This window comes from Orbaceae bacterium lpD01 (assembly GCA_036251705.1).
In the GTDB taxonomy this organism is placed as follows: domain Bacteria; phylum Pseudomonadota; class Gammaproteobacteria; order Enterobacterales; family Orbaceae; genus Utexia; species Utexia brackfieldae.
The window spans coordinates 1,472,236-1,486,713 of record CP133959.1 but is presented as its reverse complement, the minus strand read 5'-3'; the positions used below and the strand labels follow the sequence as shown (position 1 = coordinate 1,486,713).

At 44.8% G+C, this 14,478-nt stretch carries 11 protein-coding genes and 1 tRNA gene; 4 read left to right on the top strand and 8 right to left on the bottom strand.

Annotation, left to right across the window (positions count from 1 at the left end):
* Positions 1-240: 240 nt before the first annotated feature.
* Positions 241-1,482, bottom strand: a complete 1,242-nt coding sequence (locus tag RHO15_06675; GenBank protein WVD63162.1) for an ammonium transporter — start codon at positions 1,480-1,482, stop codon at positions 241-243.
* Between the two features lie 488 nt (positions 1,483-1,970).
* Here RHO15_06675 and RHO15_06670 point away from each other — a divergent pair.
* Positions 1,971-2,044: transfer RNA gene (locus RHO15_06670), tRNA-Cys, on the top strand.
* Positions 2,045-2,052: 8 nt separating this feature from the next.
* Here RHO15_06670 and RHO15_06665 read toward each other — a convergent pair.
* The gene (locus RHO15_06665; protein WVD63161.1) at positions 2,053-2,970 is read right to left on the bottom strand and encodes a DUF421 domain-containing protein; all 918 of its coding nucleotides are present in this window, start codon (positions 2,968-2,970) and stop codon (positions 2,053-2,055) included.
* 223 nt (positions 2,971-3,193) lie between these two features.
* On the opposite strand from RHO15_06665, the gene yegQ reads away from it, so the two are divergent.
* Positions 3,194-4,564: a tRNA 5-hydroxyuridine modification protein YegQ gene (yegQ, locus tag RHO15_06660; GenBank protein ID WVD63160.1), complete on the top strand. Its 1,371-nt coding sequence runs from the start codon at positions 3,194-3,196 to the stop codon at positions 4,562-4,564.
* Between the two features lie 226 nt (positions 4,565-4,790).
* Here the strand turns inward: yegQ and proA are convergent, their stop codons facing one another.
* From proA to gpt, 4 genes are all read right to left on the bottom strand, one after another.
* On the bottom strand, positions 4,791-6,044 hold the full coding sequence (gene proA / locus RHO15_06655) for a glutamate-5-semialdehyde dehydrogenase (GenBank protein WVD63159.1): 1,254 nt from the start codon (positions 6,042-6,044) through the stop codon (positions 4,791-4,793).
* Between the two features lie 77 nt (positions 6,045-6,121).
* On the bottom strand, positions 6,122-7,231 hold the full coding sequence (proB, locus tag RHO15_06650) for a glutamate 5-kinase (protein ID WVD63158.1): 1,110 nt from the start codon (positions 7,229-7,231) through the stop codon (positions 6,122-6,124).
* A gap of 44 nt (positions 7,232-7,275) precedes the next feature.
* Entirely contained in the window at positions 7,276-8,538 is a 1,263-nt protein-coding gene (gene frsA / locus RHO15_06645; GenBank protein ID WVD63157.1) for an esterase FrsA, read from the bottom strand.
* Positions 8,539-8,561: 23 nt separating this feature from the next.
* Positions 8,562-9,026, bottom strand: a complete 465-nt coding sequence (gene gpt / locus RHO15_06640; protein ID WVD63156.1) for a xanthine phosphoribosyltransferase — start codon at positions 9,024-9,026, stop codon at positions 8,562-8,564.
* A gap of 156 nt (positions 9,027-9,182) precedes the next feature.
* On the opposite strand from gpt, the gene RHO15_06635 reads away from it, so the two are divergent.
* Positions 9,183-10,646, top strand: coding sequence for an aminoacyl-histidine dipeptidase (locus RHO15_06635; GenBank protein WVD63155.1), 1,464 nt, complete (start codon positions 9,183-9,185; stop codon positions 10,644-10,646).
* Between the two features lie 160 nt (positions 10,647-10,806).
* The gene (locus tag RHO15_06630) at positions 10,807-11,562 is read left to right on the top strand and encodes a hypothetical protein (GenBank protein WVD63154.1); all 756 of its coding nucleotides are present in this window, start codon (positions 10,807-10,809) and stop codon (positions 11,560-11,562) included.
* A gap of 168 nt (positions 11,563-11,730) precedes the next feature.
* Here RHO15_06630 and RHO15_06625 read toward each other — a convergent pair whose 3' ends face one another.
* Positions 11,731-12,939, bottom strand: a complete 1,209-nt coding sequence (locus RHO15_06625; GenBank protein ID WVD63153.1) for a sugar efflux transporter — start codon at positions 12,937-12,939, stop codon at positions 11,731-11,733.
* 346 nt (positions 12,940-13,285) lie between these two features.
* A complete protein-coding gene (manA, locus tag RHO15_06620) occupies positions 13,286-14,455 on the bottom strand; it encodes a mannose-6-phosphate isomerase (GenBank protein WVD63152.1) in 1,170 nt (389 codons plus the stop codon).
* Between the last annotated feature and the right edge of the window lie 23 nt (positions 14,456-14,478).

The window sequence follows — 14,478 nt, the reverse complement described above, 5'->3', positions numbered from 1 at the left end:
TACATGGTAACTATTGCGATTCGCTGCACGATAACAAGCGCCAGATTAGCTAATCGATATCATGGCTGGTTCGTACTACTTAAACAGTGCAGTGATATCGCGATTATTAGCCAGCGTTGAGTCATACCAATAAATAAAAAGGCCGACCCGTTACCGAATCGACCTTAATCCAACTATTTTATTCACCTGAGTTATGGATAGAATAACTCAGATTGACTTCAATACTGCTGTATTTAACATTTACTCGTAAGCATCTTCACCGAAGATAGCATCATCAATGGTGCCTTCTTTATCTTGTGTAACACGTACTGGGGTAATTTTATTGGTTAGCCACAATAGCGCAATGGTGAAGATAAACGACCAACCTGCTGCAAAGACGACGGCGACAAATTGTTTACCTAACTGCGCAAAGCTGCCACTCTCAAGTAAGCCAGACGGACCTGTGCTATTCCATAATGTCGCAGCAAACACACCAACCAGAATCGAACCGACAATCCCACCAACGCCGTGCACACCAAACACGTCTAACGCATCATCAACATATTTACGTAAAATAAATACCGCTACATAACAGACCAGGCTGGCCACAATACCAATAATCGCGGCTGACTGGATGGAGACATAACCTGAAGCTGGCGTAATGGTCGCTAGACCGGCCACAGCACCGGTTAATAAACCAACCAGTTTCGGTTTACCGACATGAATGATTTCGATAATCATCCAGGTCACCGCGGCGAAGGCAGCAGCGATATCCGTTGTAATAAAGGCTGAAACAGTAATTGGATTAACTTGAAGTTCTGAACCAGCATTAAAACCATACCAACCAAACCATAACAGACCGGCGCCTAATGCGACAAAGGGAATACTGTGTGATGTATCTTTGATTAACACACGGCGACCCACATAGATAGCTGAAGCCAATGCAGCCAGTCCAGCTGTCGCATGAACCACGATACCCCCGGCAAAGTCAACCACGCCCCATTGATATAGCAGACCATCTGGACTCCATACCATATGCACGAATGGGCAGTAAACGAATAACGTCCAGAAGGTTAAAAAGATTAAGTAAGGGATAAAATTAACCCGATTAGCAAATGCCCCTGTGACTAAGGCCGGGGTAATAATAGCAAACATCATTTGGTAAACGAAATGGACTAAGATAGGAATCCCACCTGTATTACCGGTATACATGGTGTTAGGGCCAATATTATTCAGGAAAAAATAAGCACTAGGATCACCAATAATACCATTAATCGTCGGTCCAAAACTCAGCGAGTAACCTACGATAAACCATAGAATAGCGACCCAGCCCATTGAGACAAAGCTTTGAAACATAATAGTAACAACGCTTTTCTTAGAGACCAAACCGCCATAAAAGAAAGCTAGCCCAGGTGTCATCAGCATGACTAAGCTGGTACATAACAGCATAAAAGCAGTATTAGGCATATCAAAGGTTTGAATTTGCGTTAACACCTCATTCATAATGAATCCTCTTTAAGATTATATAGTCAAAAATCATTTGCGGAATATTTATAGGAAATGACCAAACCAGATAAATATTGTTTTATGAATAAAAAACTGACACTATTGAGATGATCATGTCGCTAATATATATGCTTTTTAAAACTGTGATCAAGTTTGCATAAATTGCTTAAAACAAAATTTAAACAGATAAATATCAAATAGATAGTGTTTTATTGATGATATATTGATAATTCATTTATCATATATTTATAATATATTGAAAGTAAAATTAACATTGGATTTTAACTGAATCCGCATCGCACAATAAATATCCGCTGATCGTCCTGATTCATTTAACCGCATTACGATTATGCCACTCAGTAGGTTAAAAATAGCTGAACAAATTGACTTGGCTGCACATAATCTCAGCAAACAATCACGATTTTGCGGTTAATGCTTGAAACATGCGGCATTTCAGCATAGAATACTTCCCACTATTCAGTAGTGGCGCGTTGGCAGAGTGGCCATGCTGCGGATTGCAAATCCGCCTACCTCGGTTCGACTCCGGGACGCGCCTCCATTTCACTGTTATTTCTCTTTATTCTCAGTTTTCTTATTGTCACTCTCCGGTTTATCTACTGTGGTTTTATCGGTTGCGGATTTTTTGCTGGTACTACTTTGAGTACTATTTTGCGTGTTTTTTTGTGTTTTGCTGTCAGCCTGACTTTCTGCCTTATTGCTGGCATTCCCCTCACTATTGGCATCTGGTTTCTTATTGGCGGGTTTGCGGCTACGTGATCGCGTCGATTTTCGTTTGCGTGGGGTTGTCGCTGGTGATGTTTTTTTCTCTGCTGCTTTTTCATCGGTCTCTTTTATTTGCTGCTTGGTGACGACAGAAATATCATTATCATAATATTCTACACAAAAGATATTGTCTAAACTGCTAAACCCTTTTTTATTCAGTGCTTTCTCCAGCCATTTCTTATCTTTTTCCGTATAGGCTAAAATATCTTCGTCAATCTGGCCATTTTTGACCACAATATAACCAAAATCTACTTCGCCATTTTTAATCACACTCAATTGACCATTGGGCTCTAACTGGGCGTGATAAACTTCTGTGAGTGAATTGATCCCTTTCATTCTTAGTAAGGTATTTAAATCGCTGATATCGAGCTTACAATATGAGAGCGCCGATAAAATCAGTTGATTATCACGGATCAGCTCGACCGGCTTACCCACAATCAGCTGCTTGGCGCGATTACTCAGCATTTGTAAATAGTACACCGCCATCATAATCAAGGTCCAGATAATCAGTATCATCAAAAAATGTACCATACCAATATCACCATTATAGATGATGCCCCCGACTATACTACCGAGGATCATATTGCCGATGACATCAATCACCGTCATCTGGGACATCGAACTTTTGCCAGTGACCCGTAACACGATAATCACAAACACAAAGGCTAAAATTAACTTAGCCGCAATATGCAAATAAACCATAATAAAACGCTCCTTGTTGAATAGATAATTATTGCTGATATCCTATGCAACTATTGATGATTTAACCAACACCCTTAACCTTTTTTTACATTCGATTGTGTAATCAGCAATAAAATGCATATTCTGATTGCAGCGTGATTTAACTCAGCGTAAAATCGGCGTCCTATTTTACTGCTTAACCTATTATGCGTGTGCATAATACTGACTTGATATCAGAGGCATTATGTCAAAACCAAACTTATTTAAACCAGAATTACTCTCACCGGCAGGTTCGTTAAAAAATATGCGCTATGCTTTTGCTTATGGCGCCGATGCGGTCTATGCTGGCCAACCGCGTTATAGTTTACGTGTCCGCAATAATGAATTTAATCACGAAAATTTAGCTATCGGTATTGCGCAGGCGCATGCCTTAGGTAAAAAGTTTTATGTGGTAGTGAATATTGCGCCGCATAACTCGAAATTAAAAACTTTTATTCGCGATCTTGAGCCGGTTATCGCCATGCAGCCAGATGCGTTGATTATGTCTGACCCGGGTTTAATCATGCTGGTGCGTGAACATTTTCCAGATATGGAAATTCATCTATCGGTACAGTCGAATGCGGTTAACTGGGCAACGGTCAAATTCTGGCAAAATATGGGCTTAACCCGCATCGTCCTCTCGCGAGAGCTCTCTTTAGAGGAAGTGGCAGAAATCAGAGAAAAAGTGCCAGAGATGGAGATTGAGATCTTCGTTCACGGGGCGCTCTGTATGGCTTACTCCGGTCGTTGTCTTTTGTCGGGCTATATCAACAAACGAGATTCAAATCAAGGTACCTGCACCAATGCTTGTCGTTGGGAATATAATATTGCAGAAGGTAAAGAGAATGATGTTGGTCAGATCGTCCATAAACATGAACCCATTCCGGTTAAACAAATTGAACCGACATTAGGTGAAGGCGGCATTACTAACAAAGTGTTTATGATTGAAGAGGCCAATCGTCCCGGCGAATATATGTCGGCTTTTGAAGATGAGCATGGCACCTATATTATGAACTCAAAAGATCTGCGCGCTGTTGAGTTGGTCGAGTCGTTGGTCCAGATTGGCGTTCACTCGCTCAAAATCGAAGGTCGAACTAAATCATTCTACTACTGCGCCCGTACCGCCCAAGTTTATCGCAAAGCGATCGATGATGCCGCTGCTGGTAAGCCTTTTGACACCTCGCTACTAACCACCTTAGATGCACTGGCTCATCGTGGATACACTGAAGGCTTTTTACGCCGTCATCGTCATGAAGAGATGCAAAACTATGATTACGGTTACTCGATCTCCGAGTCTCAGCAATTTGTCGGTGAGTTTACCGGTCATAAAGTGAATGGTTTAGCGGAAGTGGCCGTGAAAAATAAATTTACGGTCGGTGATAGTGTTGAGATGATGACACCAAAAGGTAATATTAACTTTACTATCGAACAGATGCATAATCGTAAAGGTGAACAAGTGGCGGCTGGTTTAGGTGACGGACATATTGTCTACTTAGCCATTCCGGATGATATTGAGCTGGAATATGCACTGTTGATGCGTAATCTCAGTGGCACCAATACGCGCAATCCACATTAATAACCTTGTCATCATAGAGACAAAAAAGCGGGCAATGAAAACCCGCTTTTTTATTGGCGCTATCTTTAAGCTACACTTAAACTACATTTAAACCATAAGCCTTTAGCGTCGACTATGTTGTATGACACTGCCAAGCTTCAAACGTAACTTAAACCTTAGCTTAAACCTTAACTTCGACCTTCAACATAGACTTTAATCATAAGTTGAATCATAACTTGAATAGAGACTACTCACGAATGAGATAATCGCCCATGCCAACCCATTTATAGGTAGTGAGTGCTTCAAGCCCCATCGGCCCTCTGGCATGCAGTTTCTGAGTACTCACCGCCACTTCTGCCCCTAAGCCAAACTGGGCACCGTCGGTAAAACGGGTACTGGCGTTAACATAGACCGCCGCAGCATCAATCAATTTAATGAATTTACTGGCATTATCCAGATTAGCCGTTAAAATTGCCTCAGAATGCTGGCTGCCATATTCACGGATATAGCTAATGGCGTCATCCAGATTATTGACGACGACGACATTAAGATCGAGTGACAGCCACTCATCATGCAGGGCTTGCTCCGTCACCGGATGCACCGCTGCACAGCCTGATTTTAACAGCGCCAAAGCGCGCTTATCGCCATGTAACGTCACGCCATGTTCAGCCATCACTTGGCTCAATTTTAGCAGAAAAGGCTGGGCAATGGCCTGATGCACTAATAGCGTTTCGGTAGTATTGCAGGTGCTCGGCCTTTGCGTTTTGGCATTGACGATAATCTTTAAGGCACCCGCAAAATCTGCGCTTTCATCAACAAAGGTGTGACAAACGCCAATCCCGCCGGTTATCACAGGAATGGTCGACTGTTCGCGGCAGAGTTTATGCAGCGCAGCGCCGCCACGTGGAATCAGCATATCCACATAACGATCAAGTTTGAGCAGCTGATTGACATACTCACGATCCGGATCATTAATCGACTGCACCGCTAAAGCCGGCAAACCTGCTTGTTTCAGTGCCTGTTGAATCACTTTAACCATAACGGCATTGGTCTGCACCGTCTCTTTACCGCCGCGCAAAATAACGGCATTACCGGTTTTCAGGCAGAGCGCAGCGACATCTATCGTCACATTGGGGCGCGCTTCATAAATCACACCAACCACGCCTAACGGTACACGGTGACGCTGTAACTTAAGACCGCTGGTGAGCATCTTACCATCGATCACCTCACCCACTGGATCAATCAGTAAACAGACTTGTCTGACATCATTGGCAATCGCTTTGACTCTTTCCGGTGTTAAGCGTAAGCGATCTAAGGTCGCCTCACTCAGTCCACTTTCAATCGCTAAAGCCATATCTTGTTCATTGGCAGATAAGATAGCCGGCATCTGTTTTTCCAGCAGATCAGCGATAGCACTTAATGCCTGATTTTTTTGTTTCGCAGAAAGCTGCGCAAGTTCATATGAAGCCTGCTGAGCTGATTTTCCCATTTGCTCTAACATCACAATTTCTCTCCCAAAAAAACCGTGTCAATCACCCATTCAGCACGCATGATGATGGATTCAGGTTGTCATTCTCACTATTTAAGAATCATATCATCACGATGGATAGCCACCGAGCCATACTCATAGCCGAGAATAGTAATAATTTGTTGTGAATGATGGCCGGCAATCAATCTCAGGGCATCGCTATTATAGCGACTGACTCCTTGAGCAATCGGTTTACCCTGACCGTCACAAAGGACTAAGACTTCACCGCGTGAAAAATGACCTTCCACATCGGTAATCCCTTTAGGTAGTAGTGAACTGCCCGAGTTAAGCAGTGCCTTAACGGCGCCCTCATCAAGCAGCAGTTTCCCAGCTGGCAGTGCACCAAATAGCCACTGTTTGCGATGCTCCAGCGGCGATTTTTGCGGATGAAAACGTGAGCCCACCGAATGATTATCGATCACATCACCAATCACATTGGGTCTGCTGCCGGCCGCAATCACCACTTCAATACCACTGCGCCCGGCAATATCGGCGGCCTGCAGTTTGGTGGCCATTCCGCCTGTACCTAAACCCGTGACGCTGTCACCGGCTAAGGCTTTGAGCTGCTCATCGACCTGGTCAATCTCGGCGATCAGTTTCGCTTGGGGATCTTTGCGCGGATCAGCTGTAAACAGCCCGGGTTGATCGGTCAATAAAATCAGTTTATCAGCGTGCGCTAAAATCGCCACTAAAGCAGAGAGATTATCATTATCACCGACTTTAATTTCAGCCGTGGCAACCGCATCATTTTCATTAATCACCGGCACAATATCATTATCTAACAGTGCTTTTAAGACATCCTGCGCATTTAAAAAACGTTCTCGATCCTCTAAATCTGCGCGGGTGAGCAGCATCTGGCCGATACGAATATTGTAAATGGAGAAGAGCTGTTCCCACAGCTGGATTAAACGCGATTGGCCAACAGAGGCTAATAACTGTTTTGAGGCAATAGTTGGCGGTAACTCGGGATAGTTAAGATACTCTCGCCCCGCCGCGACAGCGCCAGAGGTGACAATAATGATCTTATGTCCACGCGCATGCTGCTGCGCACACTGACGAATTAACTCAACAATTTTTGAGCGATCTAACTGTTTGGTGCCGCCAGTTAACACACTGGTGCCCAGTTTTACCACAATAATCTGTCTATTTTGCTCACTCATCGGCACAGCCCTGCTTGTTGTTGTTATTTTATGATTATTTGCTGTTATTTGATTAAGTTGATCATCCAGTCGACTGACTGCTGCATCGCTTTATCAACATTACTTTGTAAAGGAGAAGCCGCGACGTTGATGAGTTTATGCGATTTGGTTGAAGTCAATAATTTTGCTTCACTCACCGGACAGAACAGATCATTGTCAAACACAATGCTCATCACCGGCACGGAACAAGGCCTGCCAAGCAATCCTTGATTTTTTAACGAGAAATAATTCAGCTCTGCCGCTAATTTTTCATTGGCACAGCTAACCAGACCTAAACGGCTGGCCACTAAATCTTTATACATGATCGGTAGCTGATCTTGCAGCGTTTTATCGACAAACAGCTGATGCACAAACGGAGCAATACAGAAGACCCCTTTAATCCGGTTAGCCGCGATATAGCTTAACCGTGTGGCAATATGGCCACCAAAGCGGAATCCGGCCAGTATCACACGATGATGATCGACCCAAGGCACGTTGACCAGCTGCTGTAAAACGGCCTGATGAATATCGCTGCTATTTTGAGTTAAATTGATCGCTTTGTTTAAGCCCACACCCGGTCCATCAATGGTTAACAGACCGATACCCTGCGGTGCTAAATACTCGGCAAAATAACGATAAAAATCAATTTGCAGATTGGCTAAGCTACTGCACATAAACACGATCGGACAAGCACTTTCAACCGCTTGTGCTGGTAAATGCAACAAGCCCTTTATCGTATGACTCGCGTAGGTAAAATCCACTTCTTTATAAGTATAAGGTGAATAGTTGAGTGCTTCACGATAGGCGCGATAGCCAAAAACCTGTGCCTGACTAGCTAAATCATCGGTTTTAAAGTGCGGATAGCTAGCCAGACTACAAAATTGACTGGCATTGAGCCAGGCCTGATGTATCTCCAGTTTCAGTGCCGGCGTTTGCGGCTGAGCGGCTAAGGCTTCGGCTTGTTGCTGCCACTGACTGGCCTGACCGGCAAACTCATAAATCCAGTTACCGGATTGATAGCCGATGACCGAATCGAGCCACTGCGGGTTCGATCTTTTTTTATCCGAAGCGGCAATGCGCGCTAAGATGGCATCGATTTCGAGCAGGGGTAAACCACGCTGATGCCATATCAGTGAATTAAGCACCCGATACCAGTGGGCATGGCTTTGCCCCTCTAACGGATGGGCAAAAGAGACATACTGACTATCAAACCGCTGAATCAGCGCTGAGGTTTCAGGATAATTAAACTTAGGTTTAAATAGTTTTTCGGAGAGATTTTTTACCGTCATTGTCTGTCTCTAATAGCAAATGATTAACTTTCACAGATTGGCTTGACGTAGACGACGCCCATATCCCAAGGTTGTTCAATCCAGGTATCTTGTGCGATATCCACCACGTAATCATCGACTAAAGGACGCCCTTCCGGTTTCGCAAAGATGGTCACAAAATGCGCTTTCGGATACATTTCACGAATGGTTTTGGCTGTGCCGCCCGTATCGACTAAATCATCAATAACAATGAAACCTTCGCCGTCACCAGGTGCTTGTTTAAGAATGGTTTGCGCACGTTGATGATTGTGATCATAACTTGAGATACAGACCGTATCGACGTAACGAACACCAAGTTCACGGGCAATTAAGGCTGCTGGCACAAGGCCACCACGACTGACGGCGATGATGCCTTTCCACTGTTCTGCGGGCATTAAACGCGTTGAAAGTTCTCGGGCGCTGATTTGCAGCATATCCCAAGTGACCGTATATTTTTTGCTTTTTGACATAATAACCTACAATTTTCGCTTTCTAACCCTGCTAGTGAGGGTGTAATATGGATGTAAAATTGCACCTAATTATAGTGTGACTAGCAAATAAAAACTAGTTATTATCGCGATATAATTGGTTGTTATGTCTAATTTTTTAAAAAAGAGGCCTTTTTTATGTTATCGTCACTCACGCCAAAACCCCTTTGGCAGATATTTTCGCAAATCTGTGCTATTCCGCACCCTTCTCATCATGAACAGAGGATCACTCAGTTTGTCGTCGATTTTGCCAAGGCGCATCATATTGATTGTGAACTTGATCAGGCGGGTAATATTCTATTAAGAAAAGCGGCCACACCGGGCATGGAACAGGCTTCCTCAATCGCGCTACAAGCCCATCTCGATATGGTGCCACAAAAAAATGAAGAGACTCAGCACGACTTTTTAGTCGATCCAATTCAGGCTTATGTCGATGGCGAATGGGTCAAAGCGAAAGGTACCACGCTAGGCGCAGATAACGGTATTGGCTTAGCCTCAGCCTTAGCCATACTTATCGATCAAACCATCGAACATGGTCCACTCGAAGTACTATTAACCACCTCAGAAGAGACCGGCATGGTTGGTGCTTTTGGATTGAAATCGGGCTGGCTAAAAAGCCGCTATCTGATCAATACCGACTCGGAAGCGGAAGGCGAAATCTTTACCGGTTGTGCGGGAGGGGTTGATTTTAAACAATTTCTGCCGATCGGTTATGCCAATATTCCGGAACATCATGATATCTGTGTCCATTTAGCCTTAAAAGGCTTAAAAGGTGGTCATTCCGGTTGTGATATTCACTTAGGCAGAGGCAATGCGACTAAACTATTAGTGCGCTTTTTGGTCGAATTTGTCGATGATATGGACTTCCGCATTGCCGATTTTTCTGGTGGGTCGCTACGCAACGCCATTCCGCGCGAAGCCTTTATCACCCTCACTTTACGCCAGACTGATTATACTACTTTGCAAAGTTTGATGCAGGACTATAGCGCTATCTTGCGCAATGAGTATCAACAAACCGAACCCAATCTTGTCTTTACCCAGCAGTTGCTGGATAAAACCCAAGTAAAACGGGTGATTTCACATGACCATCAGCGTCAAATTATCGATTGGTTACAGACGGCGCCCAATGGTGTGGTGCGCATGAGTAACCAGATCAGTGGCGTGGTAGAAACTTCACTGAATTTAGGTGTGGTCGAGATCAAAGATAATCGCGTCTCAGCCTACTATCTGATTCGTTCACAGGTTGATAGTGCGAAAGATGCCGTGGTCTCTACCCTCATTTCACATAGTCAGTTAGCTGGCTTACAATATGAACTAAGTGGCGGATATCCTGGCTGGCAACCCGATCCTAACTCGGCGTTACTGAGATTAACCAAACATAAATATCAGGAGCTGTTCTCGGCTAAAGCGCAGGTGATGGTGATTCATGCAGGACTCGAGTGTGGATTATTTAAAACCCCTTACCCTGAAATGGATATGGTCTCGATTGGCCCGACCATTGTGTCACCACATTCGCCCGATGAAAAAGTGAATATTAGCAGTGTCGCCCGTTACTGGAATCTATTGGTTGCGACCTTGAAAGCAGCTGATCAATTAAAATAATCATGGTCTGCGTATTGTACTGATGGTATTGGCTCGATTTAGCTTTTGAGCATCGCTGGTGACAATACGCCGCTGATTGAATGGTGTCACATCACGTGATGTTTATTTGCGTGATGGTGATACGCCACCCTATCTTTATATTAATCGAGGATGAGAGCGCATGCCCTATGTAGGCGGAATCGGCTTAAGCACTATTATCGCAATCCTGTTTGCGATTCATGTCTTTAAAACTGGACAAGATCGTTACTGGTTATTTATCTTACTGATATTTCCTTTTTTAGGCAGTATCATCTATGCTGTGGTAGTTTTTTTACCTTCACTGCGGCAAAGTCGCTCCGGTTATCAAATTGAAGCTAATCTGCGTAAAACCTTTAATGCCAGCAAAGAGCTGCGCGATGCCGAGCGTGAATTTCAGCTATCACCAACCATTGATGCCAGACTGCGTTATGCCAATGCCCTGTTGGAAGCGGGAAAAGCAGCCGAATCACTGGAGCACTATCAGATTATTCTCACTGGGGTTTATCAGGATGCCCCCGATATCTTATTAGCTTATGCGTATGCCTTATTTGACGCAGCGCAATATGATCAGGCTAAAGCGATGTTAAGCAAGCTCAAACAGCAGCATATCCATTATCATGCTGAGGAGATCCTGCTACTGTATGCTCGCACGTTGGTTAAATTAAACCAGTCTGATGAGGCCAAAGCGGTCTTTGTTTCCCTAACCGAGAATCAGTACGCCAGTATCGAAACCTATGTCTGTTATGCTCAGGCCTTGATCGACTGGGATGATAAAACCGCTGCCGCTGAGCAGTTAACCGCGCTCGATGAACGGGTACGCTTTTTGCCCAAACATGCTAAACAGCTCAATGCCAAATGGCTTAAGCAAGCTAATGAGTTACGGCGTCAGCTAAGGTAGTTACTGAAAAAAAACCGACAAAAAAAGGGATGCCATGTTGGGTATCCCTTTTTTATATGACTGACATTTGTTTATGTTATCATTGTGTTAAGTTATCGGTTTGGCTATCAATGAGATTATCAGTTAGATAAAATGATGCTAGGTCGCGATAGCCGACTCAGTGAAGCCTTAAACCGATCGCACTAGTAAACAGAACAGTAATGAAATCGAGATCATCGCTAGCGCAATCCAATAAATCACATGATGACCCAAACTACCCGCCACACTGCCCTGAATCAATCCAGCTAAGATGACGCTGGTCGCAACACCATTACTAAACAGTGTCGACGCCAGTCCGGGGCGATTGGGCATCAGATCCTGAAAATAGATAATGCCGATACTGGCTACAACCCCGATAAACAGAGCATTTAACAGCTGCAGCAGCATTAAAATCAGCGTATCGGTAAACAGAATCACGCCAATATAGAACAGTATCCCGCACATCACCGCAAAACAAAATAACTGTTTTTTACCCACGCGACCCACCACTAAGCCGGCAATCAGCATCACCGGGATCTCGATACCGGCGGCGATCCCCATCAGCTGACCGGGCAGTGACGATGACAGATGCAGCACCTTATCGACATACAGCGGCATATCAATTAGATACATCATATTGGCTGTCCACATAAAGACGGTCGCGATAAACAGTAACGTCACGCTATGATTGGCGGTAACTGAATGCTCGGTGATGACCGGTTTTATCTCTGGCAGCGCCTGACGAGAAATTGACGGAAAAAAGATCAGTACAATGATGACAGCGATCAAAAATAGCCCGACCGCACTCAAGTACATGACGGTAAAACCAAAGTGAATAGCCAGCGCAAAAGAGAGTGGCGGCCCAATCACCCAGGCTAGCGAAATCTGCGCCCGTAAAATGGCATTAAAGGTGACAATATTACGGCCGATATTGACGGCATATTCACGTGCCAGCGCAAAAACCTGCGGCATGGTGGCCGAGGCTATCGCCGAAAAACTGATCCCCAGCGTAATTAAGACAACATAATGACGGGTAAAAGCAAAGGTAATACTATTGCCGATGCCCATCAGGCAACAAAACAGAATCAGATGACGACGATTGCCCTGCCTATCCGAGTACTGAGCCAGCATAAAGCTGATAATAATCCCAGCAATGGCATTAACCGAATAAAATAGGCCGACTAAAAAAGGCGGCACATTCACTTCATCGGTTAAAAATCGGCTCAGTGTTGGCGCTTGTAGCGCGCCGGCAATACCAATAATAAAAGCCGCGATCAGAAAGGCAGCCAGAATAACATTCGACTGTTGTCTAAAGGTTGGATTGGATTTCATCTTAATAATCAGTTCATTTGGGTCCATAGGCGCCCTATCATAGCATCTTTCGTAGATTTAAGGGCAGTGATTTTAGGGCAATGATATTACGCAATAGTGATCAGTGTGAGCATAAAAATCGCGCCGTTTGGCGCTGAACGATTTACCGGGGTAGGTTGTGTGACTGACACTATTTTAGTGCAAAAAACGAGCCGTTTCAGTTAAATAGGTTAGCACACAGTGAGAGAGCGGCTGCATTGATTAGTTGCTCTGCAATGACCGCCCAGGTTGCCGACAGCTTGCTGAAACACCAAGCTTGTCAGCGAGAGTGATTCAGCAAGCCGCAGTTTTAGCGCTGCGGCTCAATGCTGAGCGGTTTTTTATGCCCAATGACTTATTTATTGTAAACTCTGGCCGCTTGCCCTTCACCCTCAATCCAGACTGGTGACTCATTGGCCGCAACAAAACAGGATTCGCCAGGCTTCAGCGTCACTTTTTCAGCGGCCTTACTCACCTCAATCTGGCCAGACAGGCAGAAGATGATCGCGGCACTATCCTGCGCCAGTTCGACCGCTTTACCATGCACTTGATAAAGTGAAAAGGCAAAGTCGGCAACCGGAATCGGATACTCAGTCACCTCACCTGACACCTGCGGCGCCATTAATATCTCCTGTTCCGGCTTGGCCACAAACTTAACATTGGCAATCAGTTCAGGAATATCAATATATTTCGGTGTTAATCCTGCTCGTAGCACGTTATCCGAATTGGCCATAACCTCTAAGCCAACCCCTTGTAAATAGGCATGTGGCGTCTCGGCATATAAAAACATCGCTTGCCCTGGTTCAAGTCGGACCACATTTAATAACAGGGGTGAGAACAGGCCACTATCATCCGGATAAAAAACCTGAATCAGCCGAATCGCCTCCCAAGGTAGCCCTTGTTGCTTATCGATTTGCTGCTGTAGCACCGCTAAAGCCTGCTGCTTCTCATCGCCACTGAGCGACAATAAGGTACTGAATAACTGCGATAAATGCGTCGCATCGGGCTGAGCAATAAATTCGGCTAAGGCCGGATGGGCCGCTTGCACCGGTTTTAACAACTGGGCAATTTCATTAAACTCACGAAAACCATTCATCGCCCAGAACGGCGTTAAGGCAAACACCAGCTCTGGCTTATGATTGGCATCTTTATAGTTACGCTGTGGCGAGGTTAAAGCAATGCCGGCGGCATTTTCGCGCGCAAAACCGATTTCTGCGGCATGTTTACTCGGATGAACCTGAATTGAGAGCGGCTGGCCGGCACAGAGCACTTTAAACAGAAACGGCAGCTCACCAAAATGTTGATTGATCCGTTTACCTAAATACTGATCTGGATCACTGGCTATCACGTCACGCAGTGCGCGCGTCTGCCCCTGACTAACAATTTGAGAACTACATAAGGGATGTGCGCCCATCCAGATTTCAGCCATCGGCTGGTTATCCGGATTGCTGATGCCATACAGTTCGGTTAAGGCGGTGTGGCTGCCCCAGGCATAGTGTTGTATGCCGTTTATCATTTTTTGCATGCTGACCTCGAAAATTTCCAATT